Origin of the sequence: Cutibacterium equinum (assembly GCF_028021195.1) — a bacterium.
Taxonomy (GTDB): Bacteria; Actinomycetota; Actinomycetes; order Propionibacteriales; family Propionibacteriaceae; genus Cutibacterium; species Cutibacterium equinum.
The window spans coordinates 1,229,801-1,248,086 of sequence record NZ_CP115668.1 but is presented as its reverse complement, the minus strand read 5'-3'; the positions used below and the strand labels follow the sequence as shown (position 1 = coordinate 1,248,086).

The 18,286-nt window shown below is 62.8% G+C and carries 16 protein-coding genes and 1 tRNA gene; 11 read left to right on the top strand and 6 right to left on the bottom strand.

Translation table 11 applies throughout. The features are described from left to right. The first annotated feature begins 102 nt into the window (after positions 1-102). Entirely contained in the window at positions 103-813 is a 711-nt protein-coding gene (locus O6R08_RS05750; protein ID WP_271419122.1) for a sigma-70 family RNA polymerase sigma factor, read from the top strand. After that, positions 804-1,070, top strand: a complete 267-nt coding sequence (locus tag O6R08_RS05745) for a zf-HC2 domain-containing protein (RefSeq protein WP_271419276.1) — start codon at positions 804-806, stop codon at positions 1,068-1,070. The genes O6R08_RS05750 and O6R08_RS05745 overlap by 10 nt, the downstream gene beginning before the upstream one ends. 21 nt (positions 1,071-1,091) lie before the next feature. Here the strand turns inward: O6R08_RS05745 and O6R08_RS11415 are convergent, their stop codons facing one another. After that, positions 1,092-2,156: a helix-turn-helix transcriptional regulator gene (locus tag O6R08_RS11415; protein WP_408640139.1), complete on the bottom strand. Its 1,065-nt coding sequence runs from the start codon at positions 2,154-2,156 to the stop codon at positions 1,092-1,094. A gap of 11 nt (positions 2,157-2,167) precedes the next feature. On the opposite strand from O6R08_RS11415, the gene O6R08_RS05730 reads away from it, so the two are divergent. Further along, positions 2,168-2,533, top strand: a complete 366-nt coding sequence (locus O6R08_RS05730; protein WP_271419121.1) for a VOC family protein — start codon at positions 2,168-2,170, stop codon at positions 2,531-2,533. Positions 2,534-2,599: 66 nt separating this feature from the next. Here O6R08_RS05730 and O6R08_RS11410 read toward each other — a convergent pair whose 3' ends face one another. Then, positions 2,600-2,674, bottom strand: coding sequence for a 50S ribosomal protein bL37 (locus tag O6R08_RS11410; protein WP_369797015.1), 75 nt, complete (start codon positions 2,672-2,674; stop codon positions 2,600-2,602). Positions 2,675-2,855: 181 nt separating this feature from the next. Here O6R08_RS11410 and O6R08_RS05725 point away from each other — a divergent pair, with 181 nt between their 5' ends. After that, on the top strand, positions 2,856-4,331 hold the full coding sequence (locus O6R08_RS05725; RefSeq protein WP_271419120.1) for a sensor histidine kinase: 1,476 nt from the start codon (positions 2,856-2,858) through the stop codon (positions 4,329-4,331). Positions 4,332-4,400: 69 nt separating this feature from the next. Here the strand turns inward: O6R08_RS05725 and O6R08_RS05720 are convergent, their stop codons facing one another. Beyond that, the gene (locus O6R08_RS05720) at positions 4,401-4,652 is read right to left on the bottom strand and encodes a WhiB family transcriptional regulator (protein WP_002513444.1); all 252 of its coding nucleotides are present in this window, start codon (positions 4,650-4,652) and stop codon (positions 4,401-4,403) included. 278 nt (positions 4,653-4,930) lie between these two features. Here O6R08_RS05720 and O6R08_RS05715 point away from each other — a divergent pair, with 278 nt between their 5' ends. Further along, a complete protein-coding gene (locus O6R08_RS05715) occupies positions 4,931-5,329 on the top strand; it encodes a hypothetical protein (RefSeq protein ID WP_271419119.1) in 399 nt (132 codons plus the stop codon). A 69-nt stretch (positions 5,330-5,398) separates the two neighbouring features. On the opposite strand, the gene O6R08_RS05710 is transcribed toward O6R08_RS05715, so the two are convergent. The 3 genes from O6R08_RS05710 to O6R08_RS05700 form a co-directional block, all read right to left on the bottom strand. Beyond that, complete coding sequence (locus O6R08_RS05710) at positions 5,399-9,142, bottom strand: multifunctional oxoglutarate decarboxylase/oxoglutarate dehydrogenase thiamine pyrophosphate-binding subunit/dihydrolipoyllysine-residue succinyltransferase subunit (RefSeq protein WP_271419118.1); 3,744 nt, start codon at positions 9,140-9,142, stop codon at positions 5,399-5,401. A 197-nt stretch (positions 9,143-9,339) separates the two neighbouring features. After that, positions 9,340-10,557 (bottom strand): glycosyltransferase family 87 protein, encoded by a 1,218-nt coding sequence (locus O6R08_RS05705; protein ID WP_271419274.1) that lies wholly within the window; start codon positions 10,555-10,557, stop codon positions 9,340-9,342. Positions 10,558-10,707: 150 nt separating this feature from the next. Continuing rightward, positions 10,708-10,779: transfer RNA gene (locus O6R08_RS05700), tRNA-Arg, on the bottom strand. 122 nt (positions 10,780-10,901) lie between these two features. On the opposite strand from O6R08_RS05700, the gene lysA reads away from it, so the two are divergent. The 6 genes from lysA to rpmE all read left to right on the top strand — a co-directional run bounded on the left by lysA (position 10,902) and on the right by rpmE (position 18,240). After that, a complete protein-coding gene (gene lysA, locus O6R08_RS05695) occupies positions 10,902-12,338 on the top strand; it encodes a diaminopimelate decarboxylase (protein WP_271419117.1) in 1,437 nt (478 codons plus the stop codon). Between the two features lie 70 nt (positions 12,339-12,408). Next, on the top strand, positions 12,409-13,734 hold the full coding sequence (locus tag O6R08_RS05690; protein ID WP_271419116.1) for a homoserine dehydrogenase: 1,326 nt from the start codon (positions 12,409-12,411) through the stop codon (positions 13,732-13,734). Further along, on the top strand, positions 13,731-14,807 hold the full coding sequence (thrC, locus tag O6R08_RS05685) for a threonine synthase (protein WP_271419115.1): 1,077 nt from the start codon (positions 13,731-13,733) through the stop codon (positions 14,805-14,807). Before O6R08_RS05690 ends, thrC begins: the two co-directional genes overlap by 4 nt. 10 nt (positions 14,808-14,817) lie before the next feature. Then, positions 14,818-15,708, top strand: coding sequence for a homoserine kinase (gene thrB / locus O6R08_RS05680; RefSeq protein ID WP_271419114.1), 891 nt, complete (start codon positions 14,818-14,820; stop codon positions 15,706-15,708). Between the two features lie 300 nt (positions 15,709-16,008). Further along, entirely contained in the window at positions 16,009-17,916 is a 1,908-nt protein-coding gene (gene rho / locus O6R08_RS05675; RefSeq protein WP_271419113.1) for a transcription termination factor Rho, read from the top strand. A gap of 114 nt (positions 17,917-18,030) precedes the next feature. Further along, positions 18,031-18,240, top strand: a complete 210-nt coding sequence (rpmE, locus tag O6R08_RS05670; RefSeq protein ID WP_271419112.1) for a 50S ribosomal protein L31 — start codon at positions 18,031-18,033, stop codon at positions 18,238-18,240. The last annotated feature ends 46 nt before the right edge of the window (positions 18,241-18,286 follow it).

The window sequence follows — 18,286 nt, the reverse complement described above, 5'->3', positions numbered from 1 at the left end:
GTGATGTGTTGACTCGCCATGAACGCTGTCCTCACCAGGCCATGCACCCGGCGGAGGCATCGTCCCCTCGATCATCGGCTCTGTGCACTAAGCTGGGCAACGATGACCACACGTGAGTCCGAACCCAGGATGGATCGTCGCGGGGACGCGCCGGGCATCGTGGATGTAGCCAAGGAAACCGAGGCTGAAAGAGCTGAACGGTTCGAACGTGATGCCCTCGGGTATCTCGATCAGCTTTACGGTGCCGCGTTGCGAATGACCCGGAACTCGGCCGATGCTGAGGATGTCGTTCAGGAGACCTACGCCAAGGCGTTCGCATCCTTCCACCAGTTCCGCCCCGGCACCAATCTCAAGGCCTGGCTGTATCGCATCCTGACGAATACCTACATCAACTCGTATCGCAAGGCGCAGCGCCGACCGCAGACCTCCGATGACCAGGATGTCGAGGACTGGCAGATCGCACGGGCTGCCTCCCATGACAGCAGCGGACTTCGGTCCGCCGAGTTGGAAGCCTTGGATGCCCTGCCCGACCAGCAGATCCTTGACGCTCTCGACGGGCTGTCCGCCGAGTTTCGGCAGGTTGTCCTGTTGGCCGATGTCGAGGGATTTTCCTACAAGGAAATCGCCGAGATCATGGGAACGCCGATCGGGACGGTGATGAGCCGGCTCAATCGTGCCCGTAAGCAGTTGCGAACACAGTTGGTTGACGTCGCCGGGGCGCGGGGGATTGGCCCACATGCCGGCCAGGTCGACGAGGAGGATCTCGGGCGTCCGGAATTGGCCCATAGTGCTGGGAAGGGGGTATCACGATGACGCAGTCCACCGGGGACGAGGAATCCTGCTGGTGGGTCATCGACCACCTCCAGGACTTCCTCCACGGAGAAATGAGTGAGTCCGACGCTGACGCGTTTCGTCGTCACATCACAGCCTGCGAGAGTTGCATGGACGAGGCGGACATGGAGGCAGCCGTGTCCAGAGCCCTCAAACGATGTCAGCGCAACGTGGCCGCACCGGTCCAACTGAGGAGTAGCGTCGTGCAGATGCACGTGTCCTATCGGCAGCAGTCCTGAGACCACCTACCGTCACCGTCATTAAGGACTGCCTTGGCTGGAGACTTTCATTGATTCTGCCGGGCTGTGAGCTTCCATCAGCTTGTGAGCGAGATCGTGGACGCGCTGCACCGCTTGTGGTGGATCGAGGACCCGGATGTGGTCGCCGAACTGGAGTAGCTGGCGAACGGACTCGATGTCGGGATACGCAACGGTGATTGTGAGCCACCCGTCCACGGGTTCGGATACGTCGACCAGGCGACACCCCAGGATCCTGGCGGCGAGGTCCAGCCGGTTGGCCCGTAGGACGGCGTGGATCTCCACGTCCGCACGGGTGGTGAACTCGGCGACCAGCTGGCCCCAGACATGGGACAATGACTCGCCGGTCTGCAGTACGGCTGGCGCGTCAAGGACCTCGTACTCCTCCAGGCGATTCGTGTTGAACATGCGAGGTATGCCGTCAACCTCACCGACGAGGTACCAGGCAGCCTGTTTGCTGACGAGTCCGTAGGGGGCGACGCGATATGTGGTGGCGCTGGCGTGTCCGCTGTGTCTGTAGGTGACCACGAGGCAGCGGTTTTGCCTGGCAGCGGCCAACAAGCTCGACAGGTCCCGGGTCGGGGCAGGCGTGAACCAGCCAGTAGGATCGATCAGCACGACATCGGACAGTGGTCGTTCTGCGGATGCGTGCCGATGACTGGCAGCGTGAAGCTTCTGGCGGGTTTGCTCGCTGACCTGTCCGAGCCCTATCTGAGTCAGCTGGTCTGGGTTGAGACCGACAGCTGTCAGGAGTTGAAGCTCGAAGGGCTCAAGCCGGGATAGGTCAAGACGCGATCGTGTGTCAAGTATGACTGCGCCATGGCGACCGCGCTCGGCATAAACGGGGACACCGGCAGCAGAGAGGGCTTCAACATCGCGCAGGATCGTTCTGGTCGACACCTCGAGACGGTCCGCGAGCTGGTGGGTGGTCATTCGCCCATGTACTTGTAGGAGCAGGGTGATCGACAGCAGACGGGAAGCCTTCACATCGGCATTCTCGCAAAAATATGACAGAAACTGTCTTGTATGCGCGGTTTGGTGGGATTTGTTCACATGACAGCCTGACATTGGAGGACCACATGACGGCACCAAACCTGTTCCTGACCTACGTGACCGACGCGCCACGCTCAACTGCGTTCTACAGCGACCTGTTCGATATCGAGCCGACGTTCACCAGCCCCCGCTACGTCGCGTTCGACGTAGCGCCCGGGGTCCTGTTCGCGATCTGGACAGGACACAACGAGCAGACCACGCCCCAGACGCCACGCACCAGTGAGATCGGATTGATGGTTCCTGGCGGGCGTGACGCCATCGACGAGATCTACCAGCAGTGGATCGCCAAGGGCGTCCGTGTGGTCGAGGAGCCCCATGATGACGTGTTCGGCCGCACCTTCATGATCTCCGATCCCGACGGCAACCTCATCAGGGTCAGCCCGGTTGACTGATGTTCCCTAGCTGACCATACAAAAGACCCCCATCCATATGGATGGGGGTCTCGTCATCCCAAAGACTCAGGCGTTGGGACGCTTGCCGTGGTTGGCGCCCTTCTTGCGACGCGCACGACGCTTACGACCAGTCTTGCCCATGGCGCTCTCCTTCCCGAGGGGTCATAAACCTCCCTGCTGATGAAGGAGGGTCCGCGCGGATGCGCGGCAACGACGGTCAATTGTGCCGTATGGGATGGCCTTGACCCAAATCGAAACTCCCACCATTTGACACATGGGCGTCAGGTGGAGCTGCCCCTACCCGGGTCACTAGAGTGACGGCATGCCTGCCATCAATCGCTTGGTCGCGGACCGCACCAGCCTCGCTGACGCTGACATCACGTGGCTGGAGGAACTCGTTGACGACTGGCAGATGCTCGCCGACACGTCGTTCTCCGACCTCATCCTGTGGGTTCCCGACACGGATCCCAACGTCTTCTGGGCCGTCGCCCAAGTACGTCCCGACACCGGACCGACTGCTCTGGAGGACGATGTCGTCGGCGAGTCCGTCGCCTATGATGACGAGAGCCTGGTCACCGAGGCGTTCATGAGTGCCGAAATGTGCGAGACCAGCGACAACAAGCTGTCGGCGGGTATCCCGGTTGATGTCTGGGCCATTCCCATCATTCGCCATGACGAGGTCATTGCCGTCGTCGAGAGGCACACCAACCAAATGGGGGTGCGGGCTCCGGGCAGCACCGAGGACAATTACCTCGAAATCGCCGACATTCTTTCCGAGATGCTCCACCACGGCAGGTTCCCGCTGTTCCCGGACTCGGATCGGGCACTGGCCCCGAAGGTCACCGACGGGGTCATCAGAGTCGCATCGACGGGAATGGTGACCTTCGCCAGCCCGAATGCCTTGTCGGCCTTCCGACGTCTGGGCCTGGCGGGGGACATCGACGGGGAATACTTCATTCCCACGGTTCGAGACCTGTGCCCCAAGGTGCGTGACGTCGGACAGTCCTTCACCGTTGATCTGGAGGGTCGTTGGCTCTCTGAGACCGACATCGAGAACTCCGAGGCGACGCTGCGTGCCCGTGTCATTCCGTTGCAGACCTGGTTGGACGACGTCGAGGTCTCGGCGGGAACGATGATTCTCATCCGGGATCTCACCGAGTTGCGGGATCGGGATCGTCAGCTCGTCACCAAGGACGCCACGATCCGCGAGATTCATCACCGGGTCAAGAACAACCTGCAGACCGTGGCGGCTCTGCTGCGTCTGCAGTCGCGGAGGATGAAGAATCCTGATGCCAAGGAAGCGCTGCGACAGGCCATGGGACGAGTCTCGGCCATTGCCGTGGTGCACGAGATCCTGTCACAGAACTTCGAGGAGCAGGTGGCCTTCGATGAGGTTGCCGACCGCATCCTCCGCATGGTCGGTGACGTCGCGGCATCGTCGGGGTCCGTCGTGGCACGGCGCGAAGGCAGCTTCGGCAGTGTCCCGGCCGAGACCGCCACAGCGTTGTCCTTGGCGACGACAGAACTGTGCCAGAACGCCATTGAGCACAGCTTGAATTCCTCGTCGGGAAACGTCATCGTGCGCCCCCATCGCACCGAGGAGTCACTGGTCGTCGACATCGTCAACGACGGTGAGCCCCTGCCAGAAGGATTCTCACTCGACCAGCACCGCAGTTCCTTGGGCCTGTCGATCGTCACGACCCTGGTCCAAGATCTCGGCGGAACCTTCACCCTCGAGAACAACCCGGACGGTGTGGGAACCTGCGCCAGGCTCGTGATTCCGCTGGACCGGTTGTGAGGTGAGGCCCGACAGCCCCATCGGCCCGCGACGGATTCGCCATGGTCCCGGGTTGTTGGTCAAGCCATGTCAGGAACGACGAACGCGGGAGCGGGACTGACGACGCTTGATGGCGCGCCTCTCATCCTCGCTCATGCCGCCCCACACACCGTGATCCTGGCCGGCTTCCAGAGCCCAGGCCAAGCACTCGGCGCGAACCTCGCACCGCGCGCAGACCTTCTTCGCCTCCTCGATCTGGGCAAGGGCCGGGCCAGTGTTCCCAATCGGGAAGAACAGCTCGGGATCCTCACTCAGGCAGGCAGCCCTGTGGCGCCAGTCCATGCCTCTTCGACTCCTTCTCCCCAGTACAACCCGGGGCACGTGTGATGTGCGGGTGGATGACCCGTCATGTTCGACTACCGATGAGTGGACGTCCAGCGGGCAACCATGAAAGCTTGGCAACCACTGAATGTTTTGGCAAGAGCATCCACCGAAGGACGAACATCCTCCCACGCATCGCTTGGACACGATGAACGTTGGTCCAGGCGAGGACGCTTCGAGGAGCTCGCGGCCAGTTCGATTATGATACGTCGTCGGTCAACCCGTGCAGGAGCATAACGATGATTTCCTCAAGTGAGCAGCACCCACGATCGTCTGCACGGCACGGCGGTATTCCGACGTCGGTTGTGGTGGCGGTGGTGGCGACATGGATCAGTGCGGTGACCCTCGCCGTCGTGGCCGTCGCGGTCATGGTGAGCGGACGTAACGTCTTCGGCGCCGGAGTCGGGGCGATGCTGGTCATCTACGCGGTTCTCGTCGCGTTAGTTGGGTGGTTGGCCATCAAGGGACGATCGTCGGCACAGGGGCTCATGGTTGCCAGTGGTCTTCTCCACGTCATCGTGTTGGTATCCCTACAGCGTTCCGGTGGCCCAGCGTGGTTCTGGGCCATGGTCGTCATTCCGGCAACGGTCGTCGTGGCTTCCTTGCTGCCACGGTCTCGGGCCTGGCTGCGAGGCTGAATATCGTGATGAAAGAGCCGCGGCGCCACCCCTACATGGGATGACGCCGCGGTGTGGTGGTCAGGTCGGTCAGGCCATCGCTTTCTCAAGCAGCTCCTGCTCCTCACGAACGTGCACGCTGTGCTGACCCACCGAAGGAGCCGAGGACGGCGGCCGGGTGACCGCTGTCAGCCCGTCAAAGAAACCGGGCAGCTTGTCAGACATCGCCGCAGGCAGGTGAGTGAGGATGTAGTACCAGGCTCCTTGGTTCTCCGGATCCTCCTGCACCCAACGGACGTCAGTGACATTGGTGTAGGGCTCCAACACCTCCGCCAGCTCCTTGGCCGGCAGCGGGTAGAGACGCTCCAGCGGGATGATGGCCAGTTGTCCGTCAAGCCCGGCAGCCTTGCGCTGCTTGACGAGGTCCCAACGCACCTTGCCCGAGCAGAGGATGATCCGCGTCACCGCCGACGGATCCGTGATCGACGGATCGGGGAGAACCGGGCGCCACTTGCCAGTGGTGAACTCCTGCGGATCAGAGGTCGCCATCTTGTTACGCAGCATGGACTTCGGGGTCGCGATGACGACCGGTCGGTGCATGTTGACGTAGGCATGTTGACGCAGCAGGTGGCAGTAGCTGGCCGGGGTGGAGGGCTGACACACGGCCAGGGCATCCTCACTGCACAGGTTGAGGAAACGCTCCAGGCGAGCCGAGGAGTGGTCGGGCCCTTGGCCCTCATGGCCGTGGGGGAGCAGCAGGACGACACCCGACTTCTGCCCCCACTTCGATCCTGCCGACGCGATGAACTCGTCGATGATCGTCTGGGCCCCGTTGACGAAATCACCGAACTGGGCCTCCCACAGCACCAGGGAGTCCGGACGGGCAACGGAGTAGCCGTACTCGAAGCCCATCGCCGCGTACTCGTTGAGTGGGGAATCGAAGACGTCGAGGTGGGCCTGCTCGCCACCGAGATGGTTGACGGGCACGTAGAACTCTCCGGTCACACGATCCACCAGGGCCGCAAAGCGCTGCGAGAAGGTGCCACGGCGGCTGTCCTGTCCGGCCAGGCGGACGTGAACCCCGTCACGTAGCAGGGAACCCAAGGCAATCATCTCACCCGTCGCCCAGTCGATGCCTCCCTCGCGAATGTGCTTGGCCCGACGCGTCATCTGCGGGGCAACCTTGGGATGGGCGTTGAAGGTCTCTGGAAGGTGCTCGTGAGCTTGAGCGACGGCTTCCAAGGTGTCGGCGTCGACCTTGTTGGGATGCGGGCTACTGTGCTTGACCGGGTAGTCAGGAACACCGCTGTAGGGCTCTGGCTTCGAGGTGGCGTCACGGACCTCCTTGAAGACCGTCTCCAGGCGGGATCGGAACTTCGACATCACGGCATCGGCGTCCTCGACGGTGATGTCGCCACGCCCGATGAGGCTCTCCGTGTACAGCTTTCGAGTCGAGCGCTTCTCAGCGATGAGGTCGTACATGTGCGGCTGGGTGAAGCTGGGATCGTCGCCCTCGTTGTGTCCGCGACGCCGGTAGCAGACCACGTCCACGACGACGTCACGGTGGAAGGTCTGGCGGTACTCGTAGGCAATGCGAGCAGCGTGGGCGACGGTGGCCGGGTCATCACCATTGACGTGGAGGACCGGGGCTCCGACAGCCTTGGCGACGTCGGTGCAGTAGGTGGAGGACCGTCCGTCATAAGGCGAGGTGGTGAAGCCGACCTGATTGTTGACGATGACGTGGATCGTGCCACCGGTGCGGTAGCCCTCGAGCTGGCTCATCTGCAGGGTCTCATAGACGACGCCCTGACCCGCGAAGGCGGCATCACCGTGCATGAGGATCGGCAGCACCGGGAAATCGTCAGGGTTGCCCAGAGCGTCGAGTTTGGCTCGGCAGATACCCTCGAGGACCGGATCGACGGCCTCCAGGTGACTCGGGTTGGCAGCCACCGAGGCCTTGATGGTGTTGCCGGAGGCTGCGGTGAACTCACCCTCGTCACCGAGGTGGTACTTGACGTCACCGGATCCCTGCGAGTTCACCGGCTCGGCATTGCCCTCGAACTCGCGGAAGATCTGTCCATAGGACTTCCCAATGATGTTGGCCAGCACATTGAGGCGACCACGGTGAGGCATGCCGATGCAGACCTCATCGAGACCGTCGTCAGCAGCCAGGTTGCACAGCGCAGCCAACAAGACGATGGCCGACTCGCCACCTTCGAGGCTGAACCGCTTCTGGCCCACGAACTTGGTCTGCAGGAAGGTCTCGAAGATCTCAGCCTCGTTGAGCTGGTCGAGGATCTGCAGGTGCATCTCGCGGGACAGAGGCTGATGCTCCTTCTCGAAACGGTCCTGGAACCACTTGCGCTGCTCGTGGTCAGCGATGTGCATGTACTCGATGCCCATGGTCGAGGCATAGGAGTCGCGCAGGATCGTGAGGATCTCGCGCAGAGTCATGATGGCGCGTCGTTGCCCGGCGAAATTGGCAATCGGGAAGGTGCGATCCATGTCCCACAGGGTCAGACCGTGGCTGTTGAGCATGAGATCGTGGTGGAACCGAGGCCGGTACTCGATGGGGTCGATGTCGGCGGACAGGTGGCCGAAACGACGCCAGGAGTCGATGAGCTCGATGACGCGAGCCTGTTTGCCGACCTGGTCGGCACGATTGGCCTGACGGTCGCTGGCCCACTGAACCGGGGCGTAGGGGATACGCAGCGACTCGAAGATGTCCTCGTAGAAGCGATCGGCGCCCAGGAGGAGCTGGTGCATGCGTCGCAGGAACTCCCCGGACTGGGCTCCCTGGATGATGCGGTGATCGTAGGTCGAGGTGAGGGTCGTCACCTTGGAGATGCCCAGTTCCGCCATACGCGTGGCAGAGTTGCCCTGGTAGGCCGCCGGGTAGTCGATCGATCCGACGCCGAGGATCATGCCCTGCCCCGGCATGAGGCGGGCAATGGAGTGGTTGGTGCCGAAACCGCCGGGGTTCGTCAAGGACGCCGTGACCCCCTTGAAGTCCTCAATGGTCAACTCATTGGTGCGACCCTTGCGGACAATCTCCTCATAGGCCCGCCAGAAAGCGAGGAAGTCCATCTGCTCGGCTCCCTTGATGGCGGGAACCACGAGTTTGCGCGATCCGTCCTTGTTGACGACGTCGATGGCCATGCCCAGGTTGATCTGGTGGTTCTCGATGAGGTGCGGCTTGCCGTCAATCTCGGCATAGGCGTTGTTCATGGCCGGGACGGTCTTGAGAGCCTGGACCATCGCATAGGCGAGGAGGTGGGTGAAGGACACCTTGCCGCCCTTGGCCTTGCGAAGGAAGTTGTTGATCATGGTGCGCTGCTCGATGACGAGCTGCATCGGTACGTCACGCACCGTGGTGGCCGTTGGCATGGTCAGCGACTGATCCATGTTCTTGGCGGTGCGCATCGGCGCACCTTTCATCTTCGTCACCGTCGGCTCGACAGTTTCCAGCTTGGCGCTGCTGTGACGCGGGGCGTCAGCCGTCACAAGAGGACGGGCCGGCTCGCGGGGGGTCTGTGACGGTTCGGGCTTCGATGCCATGTCCTTGGCCTTCGGTGTCGGGTTGGGGGCGGGGGATGCGGCGGGTGTGGGAGCTGGCTCGGGTGGGGGATCTTGACGAACGGGCTGTCGATCGCCAGCCGGTCCCGTCACCTCCTGGGACGACTGGGCCATCTCCTGGCGGAAAAACGTGGCCCACGCAGGATCGACCGAATTCGGATCGCTGCGGTACTGGTCACGCATCTCCTCGATGAGCCAGTCATTGGCACCAAAGTCAGGAGAGTTGTTGGACTTGTCGTGTGGGGCGGGACTCACCACTGCCTTCTTCCGTCAAACGGTCGTCTCGAGCACTCGCGGAACCTGTGGGAAGGTCCTCCGAGCTGCGTTGCTCCGTCTGTGTCCATGGACCCAGACGTGATGATCGTAGCCGGATTGACCACCCCCTCCCAACTATTTGGGCACATTGAGGAACACCTGTTGCCGATCAGCAAAATGTGATAATGGTCACTGGCGGCTCAGGGGGTTGGTACGGGTCTTCCCGGTGCTGATGACGGCTGAGCCGGACGGCGCATGCGCAGGCTCGCGACGAAAGCGACGACACAGGCTGCGAAGGTCACGATGGTCATCCCATTGCGCACGACCAACAGGAGCGTGCTGGAGCGGTGGGGAGGCGCGCCAATGATGCCGGGGTACTTCAGCGGGTACACCAGCTGCGTCAACAACGCCGTCACGAGAAGAAGACCTGCGACAATCCCGCACCAGGTTCGGGCCCGGGAAAGCGTCTTCGGGTTGGGAGGGTTCTCGCAAGTCGTCTCGCCCGAGACCTGATCGAGGATCATGGCGGCTGGGGCAGCCCACCACACGAAGTACTGGGGCGACAAGGTCTTGTTGGCGATGATGAGAGCACCAATGATGACCAGATCGGCCAGTACTGCGCTGCGGTGGTCAAGACCATTGCGTCGCCACGAGATGACGGCCATCCCGACAGCCAGTGTCACGGCCAGGGCCATGAGTACGGTCGACAGTAATTGCCAGGCAGAAGCCCCCGGGCCGAAGACTTCGTAGGCGTTGTACTTCGAGAACTCGATCCTGTAACCACTGTCTGGATTCTTGAAGCGCTGGTAGACGGGGACGGTCGCCAGCACTGATTCCACCTGGAGTCCTCTGTCTGACTGCCAGGTCAACGGGGACACGAGGCGATCCCATCCGCCGGCCAACAGGGAGGCCAAGGCAAGTGTGAACCCAGTCGCCACGAATGCTGTGAGCCGTCGCATGGCTGCCTTGCGGCGAGAGATCATGGGAAGAATGAGAAGGGCCGGCCACAGTTTCACTGCGGCTCCCAACGCGATCATGGCTCCACAAGCGGCGGGGTGACGTCGGTACCACAGAGCTGCCAATCCCATGCAGACGGCGGGAACCATGTCGAAGCGGTGCCACATGATCGGCCCGAGGAATGGCACCAGGACGATCCACCACAGCGCGCCAGCCCGGTGACCGTCATGCCACATCGCCACAGCCAGGAGGGCATCCAGGAGCAGCATCGTCGTAGCGAATGCCGGTATGAAGTGGGAATCGCCGGCAGACCAGTGCAAAGCCCTCAAAAACCACACGACTGGGAGCGGGTATTCCCGAAGAACTGCTGAATCGGGTTGCCCACTCTGCATCCACCACAGGTAGTACTGCACATCTCCGGTGATGAAGTTCGACGAGGGCTGGATGAACACATGGAGCATGATCATGCGACCGAAGACCCACAGCATGATGGCACCGGCCCCGGACAACAGAGCGGCTCGTGATCTGTGACGAGGCAATTCAGCGTCATGGGTGTTCATGATGTGACACCCTACCGGGTCGAACTCGCATCGCCGTGCGTGATTCTGGGGCGCTCCCGGAGGGATTCGAACCCTCGCTCCCGCCTCCGGAGGGCGGTGCTCTATCCCCTGAGCTACGGGAGCCAGTGGGTCCTTGGACCCCGACCGTCCGTCGACTTTAGCGCACTGATGGGTTGATTCGCCATTCATGGTCGAGAACATGGACACTCGCTGATCGTGTCGGGGCCCTCTGGCAGGGTGGAGTCATGACGCACATGCACGTTGCCGGCTCGGTCCATGCCGACGTCGCGGCCGCCGGTCCTCAGTGGCTGACTCTGCCCGACGACGTCAACGCCTTGGATCCTGCTCTCTGGTCGGGGTCCACAGGTCGCGGGGATGGGGGAATTGTCAACGTCGCAGGCGTGAGCGTGACAGACCTCCTGGCCGAATATGGCTCGCCCCTCTATGTCCTTGACGAGGCTGACTTTCGACAGCGAGCGAGGACCTTCCGCGATGCCTTCGCGGGGTGGGACGTCTATTACGCCGGCAAGGCCTTCTTAACGCGCACCATTGCCTCCTGGGTCGATGAGGAGGGCCTGTACCTGGACACCTGCACCGGCGGGGAACTCATCACGGCTCTTCAGGGAGGAATGGATCCTGCCCGTATTGGTCTGCACGGCAACAACAAGTCCATCGACGAACTCAGGTTGGCTCTCAGCGCCGGCATCGGGCGCATCATCGTCGACTCCCTGGATGAAATCACCCGTATTGAGGAGCTGTGCCGCGACAACGGTTGGCACGCCCGAGTCATGGTGCGCGTCACGGCGGGAGTCGAGGCCCACACCCACGAGTACATCGCCACCGCACACGAGGACCAGAAATTTGGGTTCTCGATTACCAATGGTGCGGCCATGGTGGCCCTGGTCAGGTGTCACACCAGTGAGGTCATGGATCTACTGGGCATTCATTCCCACATTGGCTCTCAAATCTTCGACACCGCGGGTTTCGAGGTGGCGGCTCGTCGTACCATGAAATTGCTGGAACAGTTCAAGCAGGCGACCGGAACCGACCTGCCCGAACTCGACCTCGGTGGCGGATTCGGTATCGCCTACACCAGCCAGGACTCCCCGTCCACTGCCCAGAGTCTGGCCGACTCCTTGCGGGAGATCATCACCCTTGAGGCACGAGGAAGGGGAATGGAGGTTCCCCACGTCAGCCTGGAGCCGGGTCGTGCGATCGTGGGGCCGACGACGATGGCTCTGTACACCGTCGGCACCGTCAAGCCGGTGGATCTCGACAGTGGCGCACAGCGGATCTACGTTTCGGTCGACGGGGGTATGAGCGACAACATTCGTCCCGCCCTGTATGCCGCCGAATATTCTGCCGTCATTGCCAACCGTGCCTCGACGGTCACCCCGGTGCTGTGCCGCATCGTCGGGAAACACTGCGAGGCTGGCGACATCCTGGTCCGCGATGTGTATCTGCCCGGAGACGTGGCCCCCGGCGACGTCATCGCCGTTCCTGCTGCCGGCGCATATTCCAGGTCGATGGCATCGAACTACAACCACACGCCGCGACCCGCCGTCGTCTGCGTCGGTACTGCAGACCACCCGGGCACGTCGCTACTGCTGCGCCGCGAGACCATTGACGACTTGCTGTCCCTGGACGCTAGCCCGGTCACATCCGAGGTGCAGTGGCCGTGACAAATGAGACGACCACGTCGCCCAAACCTGGTGACCATTCATTAGCCGACAACAACGAGATGAGGACGAGATGACGACCATCACTGATTCCGCGTCGCCCCAGCCGATCCGCGTGGCCCTGTTGGGGTGCGGGGTCGTGGGCTCCCAGGTGGCCCGCATGATTGAGTCCCGCAGTGACGACGTCGCGGCCCGGGTGGGTCGGCGCGTCGAGCTTGCTGGCATTGCTGTTGCTCATCCGGAGCGGCCGCGTCAGGGCCTCGACTCACGGCTGTTCACCGATGATCCGACCGCGCTGGTCAACCGTGACGACATCGACATCGTCATCGAACTTATCGGTGGCATTGACCCGGCACGTCAGCTTGTGACGGCTGCCCTGGAGAAGGGCCATTCCGTCGTCACGGCCAACAAGGCTCTGCTGGCTGCGCATGGAACGCATCTGCATGCGGTCGCCGAGGACCACGGCGTCGACCTCTACTACGAGGCCGCAGTGGCCGGGGCCATTCCGATCGTCCGGCCGCTGCGCGAGTCGCTGGTCGGCGATCAGATCACCCGGGTCATGGGGATCGTGAACGGCACGACGAACTACATCCTCGACCAGATGACGACCACCGGAGCAGGTTTCGACGAGGCCTTGGCCCAGGCACAGGCCAAGGGGTACGCCGAGGCCGACCCGACGGCCGACGTCGAAGGATATGACGCCGCCGCCAAAGCGGCCTTGCTGTCGACCTTGGCCTTCCACACCCGCATGCGCGGCGACCAGGTGTACCGGGAGGGCATCACTGACATCACCCGCGAGGACATCACCGCAGCTCGCGACATGGATTGCGTCATCAAGTTGCTGGCCGTCTGCCAGGCCGGCCCAGACGGTATCTCTGCTCGAGTTCATCCGGCTCTGGTGCCTACCACTCACCCGCTTGGCGCAGTTTCTGGGGCCTTCAATGCTGTCTTCGTGGAGGCTCGCGAGGCCGGGCACCTGATGTTCCTCGGCCCGGGCGCAGGTGGCTCTCCGACGGCCTCCGCCGTCATGGGTGACCTCGTGACGGTGGCTCGCAACCTGGTTCGAGGAGTCGCCGGACCGCCTCAGGACGTCTACGGTGAGCTTCCGATTCTGCCCATCGCCGAGGTTCGTACCAGGTTCCACCTGCGCCTGCAGGTGCGCGACGAGCCGGGCGTCCTCTCCGAGGTCGCGAAGATCTTCGCGAGCCACGGCGTCTCCCTGCAGACTGTCCAGCAGTCGGCGGTGGAGAGCAACGATCGTGCCGGCGGCTGGTCGGCGACTCTCAAGATTCTCACCCACGAGGCCCGGGAATGTGACGTTCAGGAATGCGTCGACAAACTCACCGGACACCATTACGTCAACTCCGATCCCCGCGTCATCCGGGTGGAGGGAATGTGATCATGCCCCAGCGTAAACGCCCCTTCGGCGTCATCGAGCACTACCGTGACCGTCTCCCCATGGACGGTATCGACTGGATCGTCACCTTGGGGGAGGGCTCCACCCCGCTGGTGCCGGCACCGCGTCTGGGTGCTGAGCTTGACGCATCGGTGTGGATCAAGGTGGAGGGAGCCAATCCGACTGGGTCCTTCAAGGACCGGGGTATGACGATGGCCATGACGAAGGCCCTCGCTGATGGCTCCAAGGCTGTCGTGTGTGCTTCCACCGGCAACACCTCGGCCTCGGCCTCAGCCTACGCAACCCGGGCTGGCCTGACCCCAGTCGTCCTTCTTCCCCAGGGAAAGATCGCGGCTGGCAAACTTGCCCAGGCCGTCGTCCATGGCGGTCGCATTATTGAGGTTCTCGGCAATTTCGACGACTGCCTTCGCATTGCTCGCGAACTGGCCGAGAGCTTCCCGGTGTCCTTGGTGAATTCGGTCAACCCGTACCGCATCGAGGGCCAGAAGACGGCCGCTTTCGAGGTCGTCGACGCCCTCGGCGATGCCCCTGACATTCATGCCCTGCCGGTGGGCAACGCAGGAAATATCACCGCCTATTGGCAGGGTTACCGTGAGTACGCCACGGACGGCCCTGCCAGCCACACCCCGAGGATGTTCGGTTTCCAGGCTGCCGGTGCTGCTCCGCTGGTGCTGGGCCACGACGTCGATGATCCCGAGACGGTGGCCACGGCCATTCGTATCGGTCGGCCCGCATCGGGTGCCCGCGCACTGGCTGCCCGCGACGAGTCACACGGCCTCATCGAGGCCGTCACCGACGAGCAGATCCTCGACGCCCAGGCCTTCCTGGCAGCCCGTGAGGGTATTTTCGTCGAACCTGCCTCGGCCGCTGGCGTGGCTGGTCTCCTCAAGCTGAAATCCGAGGGCCGTCTGGAGCCCGGGCAGCGCATCGTCATTACAGTGACGGGTAATGGACTCAAGGACATCGACACTGCACTGAGCCGCACCACCATGTCGAGGCAGGCCGTCGAGGCATCGACTGACAAGGTCGCGGCTGTGCTGGATCTGCACTCCTGAGAGGTTGATGATGGCTGACAGCGTGCGGGTGCGTGTTCCCGCCACCGCGGCGAATCTGGGCCCCGGCTACGACTGCATGGGTCTGGCACTGGACCTGTGGGACGAGGTTGAGGTCGACGTCCTTGATCGACCCGGTGTGCACATTGATGTGACTGGTGAAGGGGCGGACACTGTTCCTCACGACGAGTCCCACCTTGTCGTCGCGACGTTGCGGCAGGGACTCGCCGAATTCGGGTACCCCCGTCCTGACGCCGGCCTGCACCTGAGGGCTGTCAATGCCATCCCGCACAGCCGTGGCCTTGGGTCCTCGGCCGCGGCCATCGTGTCCGGCTTGGCCCTGGCATGGGGGGTGGCGCGTCCCGCAGTTCCGCTGGATCGCACTGAGCTGTTGAGACTGGCTGCTGCGATCGAGGGACATCCCGACAATGTCGCCCCGGCCATCTTTGGTGGAGCTCAGCTCGCGTGGTCGAGGGGAGATGTCGTCCATCACATCGGTCTGAGGGTCGACCCGTCCATCATCGGGAGGGTTTTCATCCCCGATCGCCATGTGCCCACCGCGCTGGCCCGGCAGGTCCTTCCTGAGCAGGTTGATCGTGGCGACGCCGTGCACCAAGTCTTGGCCGCCTCACTCCTGGTCACAGCCCTGACGACCGCGCCGGAACACCTGTTGGCCGCCACCGAGGACTGGCTGCACCAGCCCTACCGTCGTACCCTCATGCCCGAGTCGGGCGCGCTCATGGACTCCTTGCGTGATCGTGGTGTCCCGGCCGTCATCTCCGGCGCCGGTCCGGCTGTCCTGGCCCTGGGGACCCGGACTCAGCTCGAGGAAGGCTGCGACGTCGATGCCACTGGCTTTGTCTCCCGGGATCTTCGTGTCGGTGAAGGCGTTCATATTCTTTGAGGAATGGTGTCAATGCAATCCGGTTTGTGCGTTATAGTGGTGGCGCACGCGCACCGGATGTGCGCAATTCCCCATTGACGATCGAGTCGTGGCCCTGTGTCACCGTCCTGTCCGTGGGGACCATGTCCTCGGCGTTCGAGGGCCTCGAACGCCACACCACGGCCGAGAGTCTCGCTCAGCAGACCATCCCGGATCTCCGTGGTGTCAGCCGCCCGACCCATTGTCGATCCCGACGGCAGGCCCGTTGAAACCTCGCCCGCCGGAAAGTGCATCGACCGGGGGCAATTCGAAGGGACATACGTGACTCACATCTCACAGCCGGGTGGATCCTCGGATCTGTCCACGAAGTTGCTGCCTGAGCTTCGATCCATCGCCACCCAGATGGGTATCAAGGGAGCTCGCAGTATGCGCAAGGCTGATCTCGTGGCCGCCATCTTGGAAGGGGGATACCCCGGAAGCCAGACATCAGCCCCTCGTCGTCGTGGGGGACTTGAGTCCCACACGTCCGCTGAGGGGGACCAGGCCGGTCCCCAGCGTGCCCCACGCGGCCGAGACAAGGGCTCGCTTGCCTCCGATTCTCGCTCCTCCCAAGATGAGAAGACCCCATCGGTTGGTGACCTTCTCGAGGCTGCGGAGGCGAAGAAGCGTGCCGACGAGTCGAAGGGACAAGACGGCGAGGACCAGCGTGGCGGCGACGGTTCCAACGACGGACCACGTCGTGACAATGGTACGCGTGGTGGCCGAGGAGATTCGCCGCGTCGTCGTGCTCGCAACACATCCCGAGACAATTCCAACGGCGATTCCGGGGACAGTGATGTCAACGACGAGGTTGGTGCTCGACTGGAGGCGCTGTCGCGCGGGAAGAATAGCGAGCGTTCCCAACTGGAGCGCGGAACTCACCGCGACCGCAACAATGACAGCGACTCGAACCAGGAGTCTGACGACGATCTCGGCCGCTCCTCGGAATACGGAAACGGTGGTCGCCGGTCACGCCGACGTCGTCAACGCGATCGACAGAACCGTCGAAAGCGTCCCAACGAGCGTTACTCGGATTCCGAACCCAATGTCCGCGAGGATGACGTCCTCGTACCGTGCTCCGGCATTCTCGACATTCGCGACCAGTACGCCTTCGTGCGCACCTCGGGGTACCTGCCCGGCCCGAATGACGCCTATGTCTCGATGGCCATGGCCCGCCGTCACGGGCTGCGCAAGGGAGACGTCATCGTCGGTCAGATGCGCGCTCACCGAGAGGGGGAGAGGCGCGAGAAATTCGCACCCCTGGTCACGATCGAACAGGTCAATGGTGCTGACCTCGAGCAGATGAAGCAGCGTCCCGAGTTCTCCAAACTCACCCCGCTGTATCCGCAGGAACGTCTGCGCCTCGAGGATGACCCCAAGAACATGACCGGCCGCATCATCGATCTGGTCAGCCCGATCGGCAAGGGACAGCGCGGCCTCATCGTCTCGCCCCCAAAGGCTGGCAAGACGATGATCATGCAGTCGATCGCGAACTCGATCACCAAGAACAACCCTGAGGTGCACCTCATGGTGGTGCTGGTCGACGAGCGTCCCGAGGAAGTCACCGACTTCCAGCGGACCGTCAGTGGTGAGGTCATTGCGTCGACCTTCGATCGTCCTGCCGACGACCACACCCAGTTGTCCGAGTTGGCCATCGAACGTGCCAAGCGTCTGGTGGAGCTCGGCCATGACGTCGTCATCTTGCTCGACGGCATCACCCGTCTGGGGCGGGCCTACAACCTGGCCGCGCCCGCGTCGGGACGTATCCTCTCCGGTGGTGTCGACTCGGCCGCCCTGTACCCGCCCAAGAAGTTCTTCGGCGCCGCTCGAAACATTGAGCACGGCGGCTCCTTGACGATTCTGGCCACGGCGCTGGTGGAGACCGGCTCCAAGATGGATGAGGTCATCTTCGAGGAGTTCAAAGGCACAGGCAACATGGAGTTGCGCCTGCGCCGCGAATTCGCCAACAAGCGACTCTTCCCGGCCATCGACGTCGACGCTTCCGGTACTCGCCGCGAGGAACTGTTGCTCTCGCGAGAGGAGACCGCGATCATGTGGAAGTTGCGCCGGGTTCTCTCCGGTCTGGAAGGATCTCAGGCCCTTGAGATGATGCTCTCGCGGCTGCGCAAGACCCAGACGAACGTCGAGTTCCTGTACACAATCTCCAAGACAACCCCCAGCCAGGAATGATGCCGTCAAGTGGACCGGCGCCGGTGGTTCGGTGTATTGTCGAACGCCGGTTCCGGTTCACGTCCGAATGAATCAGTCGGGCGACCCGGGGCACGTTTGACAAGGAGATCACATATGAAGCAGGGAATCCATCCCGAATACCACGAGACGACCGTGGTGTGCACCTGTGGGAACACCTTCACCACCCGCAGCACCTCGACGTCGGGCACCCTCAACGCCGACGTCTGCTCGAAGTGCCACCCGTTCTACACCGGTAAGCAGAAGATCCTCGACACCGGCGGCCGCGTCGCCCGGTTCGAGCGCCGCTACGGCAAGAAGAACTGACGTCGTCTCTCAATGACGTATCACCATGACGCCGGGCTGATGCTCG

What these genes read in the sequence shown, in the direction of transcription:
- O6R08_RS05725 (WP_271419120.1), top strand. Translation starts at nt 2,856, where the DNA reads ATGCCTGCCATCAATCGCTTGGTCGCGGACCGCACCAGCCTCGCTGAC.
- thrB (WP_271419114.1), top strand. Translation starts at nt 14,818, where the DNA reads ATGGCTGACAGCGTGCGGGTGCGTGTTCCCGCCACCGCGGCGAATCTG.
- lysA (WP_271419117.1), top strand. Translation starts at nt 10,902, where the DNA reads ATGACGCACATGCACGTTGCCGGCTCGGTCCATGCCGACGTCGCGGCC.
- O6R08_RS05715 (WP_271419119.1), top strand. Translation starts at nt 4,931, where the DNA reads ATGATTTCCTCAAGTGAGCAGCACCCACGATCGTCTGCACGGCACGGC.
- O6R08_RS05690 (WP_271419116.1), top strand. Translation starts at nt 12,409, where the DNA reads ATGACGACCATCACTGATTCCGCGTCGCCCCAGCCGATCCGCGTGGCC.
- O6R08_RS05705 (WP_271419274.1), bottom strand. Translation starts at nt 10,557, where the DNA reads ATGCTCCATGTGTTCATCCAGCCCTCGTCGAACTTCATCACCGGAGAT.
- O6R08_RS05720 (WP_002513444.1), bottom strand. Translation starts at nt 4,652, where the DNA reads ATGGACTGGCGCCACAGGGCTGCCTGCCTGAGTGAGGATCCCGAGCTG.
- O6R08_RS11415 (WP_408640139.1), bottom strand. Translation starts at nt 2,156, where the DNA reads ATGTCAGGCTGTCATGTGAACAAATCCCACCAAACCGCGCATACAAGA.
- O6R08_RS05750 (WP_271419122.1), top strand. Translation starts at nt 103, where the DNA reads ATGACCACACGTGAGTCCGAACCCAGGATGGATCGTCGCGGGGACGCG.
- rpmE (WP_271419112.1), top strand. Translation starts at nt 18,031, where the DNA reads ATGAAGCAGGGAATCCATCCCGAATACCACGAGACGACCGTGGTGTGC.
- O6R08_RS05730 (WP_271419121.1), top strand. Translation starts at nt 2,168, where the DNA reads ATGACGGCACCAAACCTGTTCCTGACCTACGTGACCGACGCGCCACGC.